At 66.3% G+C, this 15,399-nt stretch carries 14 protein-coding genes, 1 tRNA gene and 1 pseudogene; 7 read left to right on the forward strand and 9 right to left on the reverse strand.

Going from position 1 to position 15,399, the window contains the following annotated elements:
- Window positions 1-120: 120 nt before the first annotated feature.
- Together B3587_RS11570 and B3587_RS11575 are read left to right on the forward strand one after the other, a co-directional pair.
- Window positions 121-1,239 carry a YlbL family protein gene (locus tag B3587_RS11570; protein WP_292728791.1) on the forward strand — a complete coding sequence of 373 codons (1,119 nt, stop codon included), beginning with the start codon at window positions 121-123 and terminating at the stop codon, window positions 1,237-1,239.
- A gap of 92 nt (window positions 1,240-1,331) precedes the next feature.
- Window positions 1,332-4,250 carry a UPF0182 family protein gene (locus tag B3587_RS11575; protein ID WP_292728794.1) on the forward strand — a complete coding sequence of 973 codons (2,919 nt, stop codon included), beginning with the start codon at window positions 1,332-1,334 and terminating at the stop codon, window positions 4,248-4,250.
- Window positions 4,251-4,257: 7 nt separating this feature from the next.
- Here the strand turns inward: B3587_RS11575 and B3587_RS11580 are convergent, their stop codons facing one another.
- From B3587_RS11580 to idi, 7 genes are read right to left on the reverse strand one after another with little or no spacing between them, the layout of a single operon-like run.
- Window positions 4,258-5,154, reverse strand: a complete 897-nt coding sequence (locus B3587_RS11580; RefSeq protein WP_292728797.1) for a prenyltransferase — start codon at window positions 5,152-5,154, stop codon at window positions 4,258-4,260.
- Window positions 5,141-5,464, reverse strand: a complete 324-nt coding sequence (locus B3587_RS11585; RefSeq protein ID WP_228177125.1) for a lycopene cyclase domain-containing protein — start codon at window positions 5,462-5,464, stop codon at window positions 5,141-5,143. The genes B3587_RS11580 and B3587_RS11585 overlap by 14 nt, the downstream gene beginning before the upstream one ends.
- Window positions 5,461-5,814, reverse strand: coding sequence for a lycopene cyclase domain-containing protein (locus tag B3587_RS11590; protein ID WP_228177126.1), 354 nt, complete (start codon window positions 5,812-5,814; stop codon window positions 5,461-5,463). Before B3587_RS11590 ends, B3587_RS11585 begins: the two co-directional genes overlap by 4 nt.
- A gap of 1 nt (window position 5,815) precedes the next feature.
- Window positions 5,816-7,429, reverse strand: coding sequence for a phytoene desaturase family protein (gene crtI, locus B3587_RS11595; protein WP_292728803.1), 1,614 nt, complete (start codon window positions 7,427-7,429; stop codon window positions 5,816-5,818).
- Window positions 7,430-7,489: 60 nt separating this feature from the next.
- Window positions 7,490-8,359: a phytoene/squalene synthase family protein gene (locus B3587_RS11600; protein WP_292728805.1), complete on the reverse strand. Its 870-nt coding sequence runs from the start codon at window positions 8,357-8,359 to the stop codon at window positions 7,490-7,492.
- A complete protein-coding gene (locus B3587_RS11605) occupies window positions 8,356-9,411 on the reverse strand; it encodes a polyprenyl synthetase family protein (RefSeq protein ID WP_228177129.1) in 1,056 nt (351 codons plus the stop codon). Before B3587_RS11605 ends, B3587_RS11600 begins: the two co-directional genes overlap by 4 nt.
- A complete protein-coding gene (idi, locus tag B3587_RS11610) occupies window positions 9,408-9,959 on the reverse strand; it encodes an isopentenyl-diphosphate Delta-isomerase (RefSeq protein ID WP_228177130.1) in 552 nt (183 codons plus the stop codon). The genes B3587_RS11605 and idi overlap by 4 nt, the downstream gene beginning before the upstream one ends.
- 80 nt (window positions 9,960-10,039) lie before the next feature.
- Here idi and B3587_RS11615 point away from each other — a divergent pair, with 80 nt between their 5' ends.
- Entirely contained in the window at window positions 10,040-10,510 is a 471-nt protein-coding gene (locus B3587_RS11615; RefSeq protein ID WP_292728808.1) for a MarR family winged helix-turn-helix transcriptional regulator, read from the forward strand.
- Window positions 10,511-10,577: 67 nt separating this feature from the next.
- On the opposite strand, the gene B3587_RS11620 is transcribed toward B3587_RS11615, so the two are convergent.
- Window positions 10,578-10,654 (reverse strand) — tRNA-Met (locus B3587_RS11620).
- Window positions 10,655-10,758: 104 nt separating this feature from the next.
- Between B3587_RS11620 and B3587_RS11625 the strand changes: the two genes are divergently transcribed.
- The 3 genes from B3587_RS11625 to B3587_RS11635 all read left to right on the forward strand — a co-directional run bounded on the left by B3587_RS11625 (window position 10,759) and on the right by B3587_RS11635 (window position 13,744).
- Window positions 10,759-11,289 (forward strand): DUF6328 family protein, encoded by a 531-nt coding sequence (locus tag B3587_RS11625; RefSeq protein ID WP_292728811.1) that lies wholly within the window; start codon window positions 10,759-10,761, stop codon window positions 11,287-11,289.
- A gap of 5 nt (window positions 11,290-11,294) precedes the next feature.
- Window positions 11,295-12,104 (forward strand): carbon-nitrogen hydrolase family protein, encoded by an 810-nt coding sequence (locus B3587_RS11630; RefSeq protein ID WP_228177186.1) that lies wholly within the window; start codon window positions 11,295-11,297, stop codon window positions 12,102-12,104.
- A gap of 119 nt (window positions 12,105-12,223) precedes the next feature.
- A complete protein-coding gene (locus B3587_RS11635; RefSeq protein ID WP_228177133.1) occupies window positions 12,224-13,744 on the forward strand; it encodes a trypsin-like peptidase domain-containing protein in 1,521 nt (506 codons plus the stop codon).
- Window positions 13,745-13,802: 58 nt separating this feature from the next.
- Here B3587_RS11635 and B3587_RS11640 read toward each other — a convergent pair whose 3' ends face one another.
- Window positions 13,803-14,768, reverse strand: a complete 966-nt coding sequence (locus tag B3587_RS11640) for a hypothetical protein (protein ID WP_292728814.1) — start codon at window positions 14,766-14,768, stop codon at window positions 13,803-13,805.
- A gap of 90 nt (window positions 14,769-14,858) precedes the next feature.
- Between B3587_RS11640 and B3587_RS11645 the strand changes: the two are divergent.
- Window positions 14,859-15,399, forward strand: a pseudogene (locus B3587_RS11645) (hypothetical protein); the annotation flags it as partial.

The raw sequence follows: 15,399 nt of genomic DNA on the forward strand, positions 1-15,399 counted from the left end.
GGTGCCGCCTTTCAGCCGGTTCTTGAGGATGGCATCTACGCTAGTCGCACGAATGATCGCACCCGCGGGCCCCACCTGAATCGCCTTACGCCGGTCGCGAACGACGGCCGAGAGGATGACGTGGCGCTGTTCGACGAGAACGTATCGGTGACGCCTGCCCGGCGGGCACCCATCAGTCGCCGGACGCGGGTGGGACTGTGGGCGCTGGTAGTCGCGCTGCTGGCCCTGCTGGCGATGTCGTTCCTGCCCACCGACTACGTCATCGAGCTTCCCGGTCCGGTGTACAACACGCTCGGCACCGTCAGCACGAGCGACGGCGAAGAGGTTCCGCTCATCGAGATCTCGGGAGCCGAGACGTACCCGACCTCCGGCGCCCTGGACCTGCTGACCGTGCAGATCGCGGGAAGCCGGGAGCGTCGGCCGTCATGGTTCGACCTTGCTGTTGCGTGGTTCGACCCCTCCCGCGCCGTCGTCCCGATCGAGGCTGTCTTTCCCGAGGGCCAAACCAGCGAGCAGCGCAGCGAGCAATCAGCCGCTCTCATGGTCGACTCCCAAGAGGAAGCCACGGCTGCGGCACTGACCGAGCTCGGCTACGACATCGGCACGCAGGTCACTGTCGTCTCGGTCGGCGAGGATGCTGCAGCGGACGGCATCCTGGAAGAGGGCGATGTCGTGCTGCGCGCCGACGGTGAGCCCGTGACTGACGCCGCTGCCTTGCGCGAGCAGGTGCAGCAGGACGGCGGGGCGCCGCTGAGCCTGGACATCCTGAGGGATGGTGAACCACTGACGGTCGAGGTCACGCCGGCTGCAACCACGGTCAACGACGAGACAGTGTGGATCATCGGGATCACGCTCATCACCGATTACGACTTCCCGATCGACGTGACGATCCAGCTGAACAACGTCGGTGGCCCGAGCGCCGGGATGATGTTCGCGCTCGGGATCATGGACATGCTGACGCCGGGAAACCTCAACGGCGGCCAGAACATTGCGGGCACCGGCACGATCACCGCTGACGGGACCGTTGGACCGATCGCCGGCATCCAACAGAAGATGTGGGGGGCGTTGCGCGCCGATGCCGACTACTTCCTCGCTCCGGCTGCCAACTGTCCGGAGGTCGTCGATGAGATTCCCGGTGACCTGCAGGTTTTCTCGGTGGCGACCCTCGATGACGCGCTCAGCGTCCTCGACGCGATCAGCTCGGACGGGGACCTGTCGCAGCTTCCGACGTGCCAGTGAGTCGGGGAACCGGTCGGCGGGGTCGCTGAGAGCGAACAGGATCAGGGCATCTGTACGGCGATCGCTCAGAAGCGGCCGCCTAGGATGAAACGGTGACCACGACCTCAGCGCCGAACAGGGCCACGCCTTCGCCGTCCCGCCGCATCCTCGCCATATCGCTCGCGATCATCGCCGCGCTCGTCGTCGGCTTCTTCATCTTTGCGAGCCTCTACGCAGACTGGCTGTGGTACGACCAGCTCGGATTCCAGGAAGTCTTGCTCACCCAGTGGGTGGCCCGCGTGATCATGTTCGTCGTCGGTTTCCTCGGGATGGCCGTTCCGCTGTGGGTCACCATTCAGCTGGCCTACCGGTTGCGACCGGTATACGTGCGATTGAGTTCGCAGCTGGATCGCTACCAGGAGGTCGTCGAGCCGCTGCGTCGCCTGGCGATGTGGGGTATCCCTGTCTTCTTCGGGTTCTTCGCTGGTTTCGCCGCTTCCACGCAATGGCAGACGACGTGGTTGTGGCTCAACGGCGTCACTACCGACGTGACGGATCCGATCTTCAATCTCGACACCGGCTTCTACATGTTCGCGATGCCGTTCTACAGCGCGCTGCTGGGCTTCGTTTCGGCGGTCCTGCTGGTGAGCCTGCTCGTCACCGTCGTCGTGTCCTACCTCTACGGTGCCGTCCGGGTCGGGCAGCGCGAGCTGCGCATCTCGAAGTCCGCCCGCATTCAGATCGCCGTGATCGCGGGACTCTACGTCTTGGTGCAGGGCGTGAGCCTGTGGCTGGATCGCTACCTGCTGATGGTGCAGAACGATGACCGCATTACCGGCCCCGCGTATACCAGCGCCAACGCCGTCATCCCGGGTCTGTCGATCCTCGCGATCAGTGCGATCGTCGTCGCGATCCTCTTCTTCGTGACAGCCATCATCGGCCGGTGGCGCTATCCGCTGGTGGCCACCGCGGTGCTCGTGGTCGCCACCGTCGTTGTCGGTGTCGGCTATCCCTGGGTGGTCAACACGTTCCAGGTGACCCCGAACAAGATCAATTACGAGGCGCAGTACTACCAGTACAACATCGACGCCACGAAGGCCGCGTACGGTGTCAGTGGTCTCGAGCAGATGGAGTTCTCGGCGGCAACTGACGCCGAAGCCGGACAGTTGCGTTCGGATGCCGCCACGACGGCGCAGATCCGGATCATGGATCCCGCCATCATCCCGCCGACCGTGCGACAGCTCGAGCAGTACCGCGCGTACTACCAGTTCCACAATCCGCTCGACGTCGACCGGTACGAGATCGACGGCCAGTCGCAAGACACTGTCGTCTCGGTGCGCGAACTGGACGTGGATCAGCTGGATGCCGCGGCGCAGACCTGGCAGAACACCAGCCTCATTTACACCCACGGTTACGGGCTCGTCGTCGCCAAGGGCAACGACCGCACCACCGAGGGCGAGCCGGTCTTCCTCGAGCGCGGCATCCCCGCCTCGGGTTTCCTCTCCAACCAGGAAGACTTCGAGCCGCGCGTCTACTTCGGTGAGATGTCGCCGCAGTACTCGATCGTGGGTGCCCCCGAAGGGACGGCGCCGATTGAGCTTGACTACCCGACCGGCTCGTCGGAAGGCTCTGGCGACGTCAAGACGACGTTCGAAGGTGACGGCGGCCCGAGTGTGGGGAGCGTCTTCAATCGCCTGATCTATGCGCTGAAGTTCCAGTCCGAGCAGATCCTCTTCTCCGACGACATCAACGAGGAGTCGCAGATCCTGTACGACAGGGACCCGGCGATGCGGGTTCAGAAGGTTGCGCCGTATCTGCAGCTGGACTCCGATCCGTACCCGAGCGTCGTCGATGGTCGCATCGTGTGGATCATCGACGGCTACACGCGCAGTGCGAACTACCCGTACTCGTCGACGGTGAGTCTGCAGGAAGCGATCTCGGACTCGAACACCGCTCAGCAGCGGTTCGGCCTGGACAACATCAACTACATCCGGAACTCGGTGAAGGCCACCGTCGATGCCTATGACGGAAAGGTGACGCTGTACGCCTGGGACGAGACAGACCCGGTGCTGCAGACGTGGCAGAAGGTCTACCCGTCGACGCTCAAGCCGATCTCCGACATGTCGGCCGATCTCATGAGCCACGTGCGGTACCCGACCGATCTGTTCAAGGTGCAGCGCGCGATCCTCGGGGTGTACCACGTGGGTGATGCGCAGTCGTTCTACCAGCGCGACAACGCGTGGGAGACGCCGAACGACCCGCAGAACGACTCCGAGCTGCAGCCGCCCTACTACCTGACGATGCAGATGCCCGGCCAGACCTCGCCGACGTACTCGATGTTCACGACGTTCATTCCCTCGTCAGAGGCCGGGAACGCCAGAAACGTGCTCATGGGGTACCTCGCGGTCGACTCGAACGCCGGGGATGAAGCCGGCACCGCGCGAGACGATTACGGCAAGCTGCGGATGCTCGTGATCTCTGCAGACACGACAGTTCCGGGCCCCGGTCAGGTGCAGAACACGTTCAACGCCGATCCGCTGGTTTCGTCGCAGATCAACCTGCTGAAGCAGGGGCAGTCCGACGTCCTGAACGGTAACCTGCTCACCCTGCCAGTGGGTGGCGGTTTGCTCTACGTCCAGCCGGTGTTCGTGCAGTCCTCGGGAGCGACAAAGCTTCCGACCCTGCAGAAGGTTCTCGTCTCGTTCGGTAACGACATCGCGTTCGAAGACACCCTGTCTGAGGCTCTCGATGCCCTGTTCGGCGGTGACGCCGGTGCCACCGGCGGCGACAGCGACGTGACGCCCACACCGGGCGCCACAACGCAGCCGACGCCCGAGCCGACGCCGACTGAAACGACGCCCAGCACGCCGACCGAGCCGACCGACGCCTACCAGGCAGCGCTGCAGGAGGCCCAGCAGGCGATGCTGGACCGGGATGCGGCGCTGAAGGCCGGCGATCTGACGGCGTTCGCCGAGGCTGACGCCCGGCTGACGGCGGCAGTGGAGCAGCTCATCGCCCTGGGCGGGCAGTAAGCCCCGCTCAGGCGGTGAGAATCCACCACCAGATCAGCAGCAGCGTCACTACGAAGCCGGCGAACTGGTTGATCCACAGGAATCGGCGCCATCCGATGGTTGCGCGTTCGGCGTCGGCGTCACGGATCGACCGGTAGGGCCACACTGCGACGAGGTAAGGGATTGCTGCGATCGCTGCCAGCGGGCCGGGCCAGGCCGTGCCGAGCGTGACCAGTCCCGACAGGGCGTAGCAGACGAGAGCGAACCAGACCGTCCATCGCGCACCTCGGGCTGTGGCGATCGACGAAATCCCCGCCTCCCGATCGGCGACGACATCTTGCACTGCACCGAAGGCGTGTGAGGCGACTCCCCACAGGCCGAAAGCCACGATGATGAGTCCGAGCTGCCACGTCCAGGTAGCTCCGGCGAGCACGAGACCGTAGACGGCGGGCGAGAAGAAGTGGATGCTGCTGGTGATCGAGTCGGCGAAGGGTCGCTCCTTCAGGCGCAGCGGTGGAGCGCTGTAGAACACCACGAAGAACAGGCTCAGCGTGAGGATCACCCACGACAGCGGTGACCCGACGATGGCCAGGTAGACCACGAACGGGGCGCACGAGAGCCCAGCAGCCCACAGGGTTATGGGGTGCATCCGCCGATCGAGGACTGCCCCGTGCGCGCCGCCCTTGCGTGGATTGCGAAGGTCCGATTCGTAGTCGAAGACGTCGTTGATCCCGTACATCGCCAGGTTGTAGGGGATGAGGAAGAACAGGGTGCCGATGACGAACGTCGCGTCGACCTGGCGGGTCGTGAGGAGGTAGGCCGCCGCGAAGGGATAGGCCGTGTTGATCCAGCTCACCGGCCGCGACGAGACGAAGAGCTCGCGGATCACTCTGCCGGGCCCGAGCGCCGGTTCAGCGGTGTTCACGGTCGACCCCCGCGCGAGCCTTGGGCAACAGGACGTAGACGGCAGGCACGAGGTACGCGGCGCAGATCGCGTACGAGAAGTCCTCGATCGGTGCGACCCCGATGCGGATGCCGCTCGAGGTGCCCTCGGGATAGGCGACCAGCCCGGCAGAGATGATCACGTTGTCGAAGATTGCGGTAAGGACCACGAGGACAGCAGCGCTGATCGTCGATGCCAGCATCCGCCGTTTCATGCCGGGCTGGGTCGCCGACAGCAGCGTCACCACAAGAGTGAACAGCGCGAACGGAATGATGATGAGTGCGTACGTCATCGCTCGTTCACCGCCCTGTCCTTGCTCGACCGCGTGGCGCGGGAGTCGATAAAGCGGAGCGCACCGGCATAGATCACGAGCCCGAGGTAACACAGGAACGCGAGGAAGAACGGCTCTTCCAGGGGAAGCTCGGGTGCGAGATCAATCCCGATGAACAGGCCGCTGTCGCCCTTGATGAACGCGCGGGTGAGGATGCCGACGGCATCCCACGCGAGGAAGAACATCACTCCGATCCCGACGGCCGCGAGCGTCCGTACCGGCGCCGCGAAGGCTGCCAGCCGCCATCGCGCGTCGATCACCGCAATCCCCGCCGCAGAAACCAGGATCGCCAGGAGATACAGACCCGGCATCTCAGACAGCCGCCGGCTCAGCGATCGGCCCGGGGGAGCGGTCACCGCGGAGGCGCTTGACGACGAGCTCGGCTGAGATCAAACACATCGGCAGCCCGATCCCCGGCAGGGCCGAGGCCCCGGCGTAAGCGAGGGAGTCGACCTTCTTGGATGCATTCCGCGGGCGGAAGACCGCACTCTGGCGCAGAGTGTGGGCAAGGCCCAACGCGTTACCGCGCCACGCGTGGAAGTCGTGTTCGAAGTCGCCCGGTGCGATAGTGCGCCGGACCGTGATCCGTTCGGCAAGATCGGGGATGTTGCACCACTGGGAGATCTGTGCGATGACACGATCGGCGGCGGCTTCGATCCGCGGCGAACCCCCGCGGTCGACACCGCCGTGTCCGAGGCTCGGGTCCGCGGGAATGGGAACCAGGACGAAGAGGTTCTCGCTGCCCTCGGGGGCGACTGTCGGGTCGGTCGCGGAGGGCTTGCAGACGTAGATCGATGCCGGGTCGGGGATGCGGGTGTGCTCCCCGAAGATGTCATCGAAATTCGAGCGCCAGTCTTCGGTGAACAACAGCGTGTGGTGGGCGAGCTGCGGAAGGTCGCCCTCGACTCCCAACAGCAGGAGGAGTGCACCGGGACTGGGAGTGCGCTTCTCCCACCACTGCTCGGGGTAGGTGCGGAGCGGCTCGGGAAGCAGCTGGGTTTCCGTGAAGTGCAGATCTGCCGACGAGACGACGAGGTCGGCATCCACGCGGCGTCCATCGGCAAGCGTGATTCCGGTCGCCTGCGCGCGTCCGCCTGCGGTGGGCGTCGTGACGATCGAGGTGACCTCGGCACCCGTTTCGATGGACACGCCTGCCCCTCGCGCGACTCGCTCGACGGCACGGATGACCTCATAGAGCCCTCCCTGCGGGTAGAGCACGCCGTCCGCGAGGTCGAGGTGGCTCATGAGGTGATAAAGGCTCGGCACTCCGTACGGAGACCCGCCGAGGAACACTGCGGGATACCCGAGGACCTGCTGGAGGCGCTTATCGCTGAAGCGGCGTTCGACGTGACGCGAAAGCGTCGTGGTCAAGAGCGGAGCGAGCTGCGGCACGCGGCGCAGCAGCGCCGGGTCGCGAAGACCCGCCGTCGTCTCATACGTGTCGTACAGAAACCGGGTGACCGCCAAATCGTAGGCATCCTTCGCCGAGTCGAGGTACTCGGCAAGGGCAGCGCCCGCACCCGGTTCGATGCTCTCGAACAGCTGGGTGGAAAGCTCCCGATCCGAGCGGATGTCGATCGGATCGCTTGCGGTGCCGGCCGGCGGCTCGCTGTAGACGCGGTAGGCCGGGTCAAGGCGCACGAGGTTGAGCTGTTCGGCGGTGGTCGTGCCCATCAGCCGGAAGAAGTGGTCGAACACTTCGGGCATGAGGTACCAGCTGGGCCCGGTGTCGAAGCGGAATCCGTCAGCCTCCCAGACGCCGGCGCGGCCTCCGACCTGATCGCGGGCCTCGAACAGGCTTACCGCCCAGCCCTCGCGAGCCAGGAGTGCCGCTGTTGCCAGGCCGGCGATGCCGGCCCCGATGACGACCGCGCGGTCGGCATCCGTTCGGGGGGCTGCGGGTCGTGCGCTAGCTGTTTTGCTCATGCGGAGTCCTCATTCCTCGGGCGGGCGGATTCAGGGGCGACGTGACCGGGAAGGCCGCGCTCACGGGCTGGTTCGGCGTGGTGCTACTCCGACGAGGGCGCGGGCGATGAGTCCGGCCTTGACGATATTGGGCACCCGCACCCGCGCGGTCGGTGCGGGGTCGGCGCGCAGCCGTCTCGAGAGCTCGGCGAACAGGTCGTGCGCTGCGGTCACGGCTCGGCGGCAATCCGGGGGCAGATGGGGGATGACGGCTACTGCCGCGGCCAGATCCCCATCGATGCGGTCGAGGATTGCGACCCGGTCGTGGGCGCCGGTCGTGATTCCGAGGTAGTCTCGGCCGAGCGCGGCCTCGTCGTGGTCGAGATCGCGTAGGAAGTTCACGTCTTGAAAGGCAGCGCCGAGGCGCCGGGCTCCGTCGACCAGTTCGGGAGTGGGGCCCGAAGGGGAAGCTTGGCCGGCGTTGACGAACACCTGCAGACACATGAGCCCCACGACTTCGGCCGATCCGTAGACGTACGAGTCGTGGGAGGCGTCGTCGTGTGAGGCAACCGTGAGGTCGGTTCGCATCGAGGCGAAGAACGGATCGGTGAGGTCTGCTCCGATGAGACATTCGCGGGCTGTTCGGGCAAAGGCGTGCACGATGAGGTTGCTGCTGAAGCCGCGACCGATCGCTGTCATCGTCTCGTGTTGGAGTTCATCGAGAAGCGTCTCGGCGGATGCGGCATCCAAACCCGCTTCGATGGCTGGGCCGTCGACGATCTCGTCAGCGACGCGGACGAGGGCGTAGATGTTGCGCACGTGCGTGCGCACCCGCGGCCCGAGCAGGCGTGTGGCCATGCCGAACGAGGTCGAGTACGCCGCGATCACGGCCGCCGCGGCGTCGTCGGCTGCCGTGTCGTACAGGGCGATGCCCGTCGGCTGATGACTCACGGAATGCGCTCCTCCACTGCCGCAGCGAGCGTATCTGCCAAGGTCACCGCGCGGGGAGGGAGAGTCGAACGGGAGGCGCGTCGGCGCACATCCGACAGGTTCTCGACAATGAGTTGATGAAGCCGCTCACGGGCGCCGCTGGCTTCGAGCGCTGACTGGGCGTGGCGGACCGCGATCGGTCCGGTGTGTGCCACGGCGAGGGTGCTGGTGACCAGCGGCCACTGCGCGCTCTCGCGGGCTAGCGCAATGAGAGGCGTGCGCTTGGACTCGCGCAGGTCGCTTCCGGCATCCTTGCCAGCTTGCTCTGCCGTGCCGAACGCGCCGATGAGATCGTCCACAAGCTGAAACGCGAGACCGAGTGAGCCGCCGATGCGTTCAAGGTCGGCTATCCACGTCGAGGGCGCGCCGGCCAGAATCGCGCCCGCGCAGAGCGGCGCGGTGAACGAGTACACCGCTGTCTTGTTGTAAGTGGCGGCGAGGATCTCTGCCTGTTCCGCGAGATCGGGCGTCACGCTGTTTTCGACGTCGGCGAGTTCACCAGCCGCCGAGACGAAGACGGCATCGTCCAGGAGGTCGAGCAGTCGTGTGCGTTGCATGTCGGGCACGTCGGCAAGCGCGACCATCCGGGTCGCCTCGTGGAGAAGGAGGTCACCGGCGAGAATTGCGGCCGCATCCCCCAGCAGCGCCGCGCCTTTCGCATCTGCGCCCTGGGTTTTTGCTCTGATGCGGAAACGGCCCGCCACGTTGGGCACGCCGCGCCTGGTCACGTCGTGGTCGATGACATCGTCGTGGATGACGAACGCGCTATGTAGCAACTCGAATGCTGCGGCCACAGACGACAGGCCGGGGGCACGCTCGAGGTCACCGCCGACGGCGAGAAAGGATGCCACGACCAGCTGTGGTCTCAGTCGCTTTCCGCCGGCTGTCGCGGCGCTCACCGCGGCGGTGAGCGCCGACATCGACTCTCCCTGTTTCGTCGCCCGGGCTGCCAGTCGCGCCAGTGCCTCGTCGATCGCGGTGTCGACGGCGAATCGGGCGGCGTCTGGGATCATGAGGCTCGTCGCTGCAGTTGCGGGGATTCGAAGATGCCGAGTTGCTGGGACTGCAGCACGAGCCAGGGGCTGAAGGCCCAGGGCGTGGTTGCCAGCGACGAGCCGAGCTCTTCGGGGTCTACCCAGCGGGCTTCGACGACTTCGAGGGGATTCGGAGCGACCTCGTCATCGGTGCGTGCGATGTAGACCGGGCAGATCTCGTTCTCGACGATTCCGCCTGCGTCGACGGCGCGGTAGCGGAAAAGCGGAAGCGCGAGCTCGATGTCGGTCAGGTGGATGCCGAGCTCGAACTCACCGCGTCGCTGCACTGCCGACAGGAGTGGCTCTGCGGGCCTCGGGTGACCGCAGAAGGAATTGGTCCAGACGCCGGGCCAGGTTTTCTTGTCGAGTGCTCGTCGGGTAACGAGCACCTGCCCCTCGGCGTTGAGGACGTGGCACGAGAAAGCGAGATGGAGTGCGGTTTCGGTGCCATGCACACTGCTCTTCGGGGCGGTGCCTACCGGGTTGCCATCGTCATCCAGCAACACCACATGGTCGCCATCCGTCATTATTCCTCCTCCTATATCGCTAGCTTAGCTAGCAATATCTCCCGTCCGATGATAACAAGGAGTGGAAAGGGGTGTCCATCATGACCACGCCGTGGGTTCCGCAGACTCCACACCAGCAGGCTGTGCTGGACGTTCTGCTGAGCATCCGTGCGCTCAATGATGCCATGGACCGCATGAACGGCGGCATGAAAGACGACATGGACATGAACGCGACGGATCTCGCGGCCCTGCGCATGATGATCGTGCGAGAGCAGCGGGGCGAGTCCGTCAGTCCGCACGACATCGCGAAGCACCTGCGGATATCGACGGCATCGACGACGAAACTGCTGGACCGACTTGAGGGAGCCGGCTATATCGAGCGCCACCCGCATCCGAGGGATCGCCGTGCACTCATCCTGACGTTGACGGCGCACTCGCGGGCGACCTTCTTCAAACACTTCTCCGAGCACCTCGAGCAGATGCGTCGGGTGACCGAGCCGTACACGGAGGATGAGCTGAGGCTCATCGGCCGGTATTTGACCGATGTGAGCCAGGCGATCGACCCCGCCTGAGCTCACTGCGGTGGGGGTCTCTGGCAATGCAGAAGGTCCCGGATCTTGTCGATCCGGGACCTTCTCTTGGTTGCGGGGGCAGGATTTGAACCTACGACCTCTGGGTTATGAGCCCAGCGAGCTACCGAACTGCTCCACCCCGCGGCACAAGGATCAACCTTAGCACGGTTCCCACGGCCTCGCATCTTTGGGTTAGCGAGGTGGGGCCCCGGTTGCCTCGACTCATGCCGGCCGGGGAGGATTGCCGCATGACGACATCCCGAGGCGACCTACGGACGGCGCCCGGCGCCGACGCCGGGCCCGACGGGCGATCCGAGACGCCCAGTGAGCGCGCCGACCGCAACTGGGATGATGTGCTCCAGGAGTTGCGCGTGCTCCAGACCGGCACGCAGATCCTCACGGGATTTCTCCTCGCCGTCGCATTCCAGCCGGCATTCGGTGACCTCACCGATCCGCAACGCGCTTTCTACCTCGGCCTTCTGGTGCTCGCGGCTCTGAGCGCGATCATCGCGTTGGCGCCGGTCGCGATGCACCGCAGCCTGTTCCGCAGGCTCGCCAAGCCCGACGTCGTGATCTTCGGACACCGCGCGCTCGTCGGTGCCCTGGGGACCGTCGGTCTCCTTCTCGTGGGTGTCGTGGCTTTCGTGTTCGACGTCGTGCTCGGTTTCGACCCGGCCTGGATCGCAGCGGCCGCCCTCGGTGCCGCCGTCGTCATCCTGTGGCTCGTCGTGCCGGGGTATCTGCGCAGGCACCATTCTCGAAAGGCGGACCGCTCATGACCCGGATGCCGGCACCGGCAGTCCCCGTGGCAATTGCGCAGTTCGCGCCGTCTGCCGACAGCGAGGCCAATGCGCGTCAGATCGATCGAATGGTCGATGTGGCAGCTGACCGCGGTGCGAGCCTCGTCGTGTTCCCCGAGTACTCCAGCTACTTCGTCGACCCGTTCGACCAGACGCTCGCCCGGCACGCGCAGCCCGTGGATGGACCGTTCATCGCGGCTCTTCAGCAGTCAGCGCAGCGAACCGGCACGGTGGTCGTGGCAGGACTCATCGAAACGGCGACCAACCCCGCGAAGGTGCGCAACGCGGTAGTTGCGGTGGGCTCTGAGGGAGTTCTCGCTGTGTACCGCAAGCTTCATCTCTACGATGCGTTCGGGCAGCGGGAGTCTGATTGGGTCGAGGCCGGCGAGCTCGTGCCACCCCAGACTTTCGACGTGGGCGGACTGCGCTGGGGTCTCATGACCTGTTACGACCTGCGGTTTCCGGAGGTCGCCCGAACCCTGGTGGATGCCGGGGCGGAGGGGATGGTCGTCCCCGCAGCCTGGGTGCGAGGTCCGCTCAAAGAGTTCCAATGGCAGACGCTGTTGGCGGCCCGCGCGATCGAGAACACGGTGTTCGTTGCGGCTGCCGACCATCCGCCACCGCTCGGGGTCGGGGCCTCGGTCGTGCTCGACCCCCAAGGTGTGGCGATCGCGGGTGTCGGCACAGGTACGGATGTCGCTGTGGGCTACGTGGATCCGGATGTCATAGATCGCGTGCGGCGCGTCAATCCGGCGCTTCGGCTGCGGCGGTTCGACGTGATCCCGCGCCCGTGACCGGTGTCGCGGGGCGGCGTCGAACGAGAGCATCACGACTGCATAGTTCGCTCCCGACTGAGCCATAGGATTCACACAGCATCCGGCGGCACCGTTGATGGTGCTTGGAAGGAGCATCCATGAGCACCGAGAACACCGCAGATTCCGTCGACCCGCAGGGCGCCGCCGAGACCGCGAACAGGGAAGCCGCGCAGGGCGCTGACGCCTCCGCGCACGCGACCGCCCCCGCCGCCACACCGGTTGAGTCGACGCAGTCCACACAGCCGACGGAACCGCTGCCGCCGACCCCCGGGGTGTCCCCGGCTGCGAGTGCCTCACCGACGTGGGCTCCCCCCGCGGCTGGAACCCACCACCCGCAGTCCCCCTACGCGCAGGCTCCCTACACTTCCCCTGCAGCTGCCCCGAACTACGCCTTCGCTCCCGCCACGACGGCGGCGCCGCGCGCAAAGGTCGGCGCGGGCAAGGTTGCCGGGATCATCATCGCCGCCGCCCTCGTGGGCGGTGCCGCCGGCCTGGGGGGTGCCTACGCCGGCGTTTCGCTGTTTGCTCCCGACACCGTGACGACAGCATCCGGACCTGCAAGTGTCACGGTGAACGACACGTCCTCTGTGACGCAGACGACCGGGATCGCGGCCAAGGTGCTTCCGAGCGTTGTCACCATCGAGGCCAGCTCCTCCAGCGGCGGCGGAACGGGCTCCGGGGTCGTCCTGACCTCTGACGGCTACGTCGTCACGAACACGCACGTCGTCACCCTTGACGGCGCGACGGCAGACGCGACGGTTCGCGTCACCACGTCAGACGGGCGCGTCTACGATGCTGACGTCGTCGGCACCGACCCCATCTACGACCTCGCCGTCATCAAGCTCGTGGGCGCCGAGGATCTGACGCCGATTGATTTCGCCGACTCCTCGAATCTGAACGTTGGTGACCAGACCGTCGCGATCGGTGCTCCGCTGGGGCTGTCGAACACGGTGACCACGGGTATCGTGAGCGCACTCAACCGCTCGATCCAGATCTCCTCGGCTGCTGCGCCCGACACCGACCAGAGCGACCCCAACTCCGAGGATCAGGGCGGCGAGGGGCCGTTCTACTTCGACTTCGGTCAGGGCCGCCAGGGCAGCACGGGATCGAACGAGACGATTTCGATCGCGGTGATTCAGACGGATGCCGCCATCAACCCCGGAAACTCGGGTGGCGCCCTGGTCGATTCCGACGGCAAGCTCATCGGCATCAACGTTGCGATCGCTTCCGCGGGCGGATCCTCGGGCCAGGCCGGCTCCATCGGCGTCGGCTTCTCGATCCCCTCGAACGTCGTCGAGCGTGTGACGCAAGAGATCATCGACACCGGTTCGGCAACGCACGGACTGCTCGGTGCGAGCGTGCAGAACGCCGCGATGATTCAGGGCTCCACCATCACCGGTGCCTACGTCGCCGACGTGACCGACGGTGGCGCGGCCCAGCGCGGCGGCCTGCAGGCCGGCGACATCGTGACGGGCTTCAACGGTGTGCCGATTTCGGACGCGACCGATCTCACCGCCCAGGTGCGTGCTGCAGCGGCCGGAAGCGACGCGACAGTGACTTTCGTTCGCGACGGTCAGACCCGCACGGTGGACGTGACGCTCGGACAGCTCGGTTCGTGAGCACGGCCTAAGGCTCGGTCACGTCAGACCTGGCGAGCCCGACCGACGCCGCCCCAGACTACTCCGGGGCGGCGTCGGTCGCTTGTGTGTCTTCGCCTTTCCGGGGACGACGCGTGATGCTTCGAGCTGCACCGCCGATAGCTGTCGTTCCTTTCGAGACACTGCTGCCGATCGCGCTCGCGCCCCGCCCCACGCCTGTGCCCACCGCAGAACCGGCGCGGCGCGCGACCGAAACTGCCGAGTGCTCGATACGGCGGGCGCCCGGCAGCGGCTCGGTTTCTGGGGGTAACGCTTGCGGCGGAATACCGAAGGCTCGGCGGGATCCCGTGAGGACCCGCCGGCCGAGAATGTGGTTGCCGGCGCCGCCGATTGCCGCGCCGATGCCGAACGGGAGAGCCTTGCCAATCCAGGACGCGCCGCCCCGGGCGGCGAACTGGCGGACGAAGGTGGTCTTGAGGCGATCGACGATCGGCCCCATCGCTGCCTTCGGGATCGTCTTGGTGACCATCTCGCCCCAGTAGGTCGAGCGCGTCGGTCCGCGACCGGTCGCCTGGTTCGCCAACTGCGAGACGAGGTCGACGCCTTCCTGGCCGAGCATCAGTGTCAGCACGAGCGCACGGGCGCGGTTGGGATCGGACACCGGGATGCCGTGCACTTCCGCAACTGACTGCGCGAAGAGGGTGGTCGCCTCGAGGAACCCGATGGTCTCGACCCCGCTGAGGGCGAGAGTGACGCCGGTACCGATGCCCGGAACCACAGCCGTGGCCCCCACCGCCGCGCCTCCGGTGGTCACGGCGGCCAGGTACCGGCGCTCAAGAGTGCGGATGATCTGCGCGGAGGTCGCGTTCGGTTGGCGAAGGCGGATGCTGCGCAAATGAGCCAGAACAACGGGCCGCTGAATTGCCAGCACGCGATCAAGCGCTCGGATGAACATCGGGTGCTCGTCCGACCCTTCCGGAGGGAGCCCACCCGACCAGGGGGCGTCATCCGGTAGCGAATGGATCTGATGGACCTTGTCGGCCATGGGGCGATCTTAAGCGCTCCGGCTGGGCATCCGCCTGGCATCGAGTGTCATCGGGGGGCTGAGGCGGAGGTCGATTGATAGTTTGGAGCGGTGACTGAGGCGACGGATCTTCCCGACGAGTCCTCCGGCGAGTCCGGCGAGACCCCGGGGGAGGGATCCGCGAAGAAGCCCGCGTCGCCGCGCGCGCCGCGCGCCCCGCGAAAGACCTCCAGTTCGCGTACGTCTGCCTCCAAGACGTCGGGATCGAGCCCGCGCGCGCCACGGCGCCCTGCGGCGCAGCGACCCGCGACTGCGCGGAAGCGCCCCGCCGCAGCACCGAAGCCCTCTGAGTCGGAGGGCACGCCGCCCCCTGCGCCCGAGGACGCCGCGGTCGATGGCACGCCGGTCGATCCTGCGCTCGAGGCTGCGCTGGAATCCATCGCAGCGAGCGAGACCCGGGATGAGGTCGACCAGATCTCCAGTTCGGACGCCGACGAGGCAGCCCTGGAACAAGACGAGCCTGCCCCAGCAGACGAGCCCGCCCCGGAAGATGACGCTGTGGCGGATGACCCCGTGGATGCTGCCGAGCAGGCAGTAGCCACGATCACCGGGTCGACAGACCTTGTGCCCGTCGAAGCAGACGATGCGGCGC

Source organism: Microbacterium sp. UBA837 (assembly GCF_002296025.1).
Classification (GTDB): domain Bacteria; phylum Actinomycetota; class Actinomycetes; order Actinomycetales; family Microbacteriaceae; genus Microbacterium.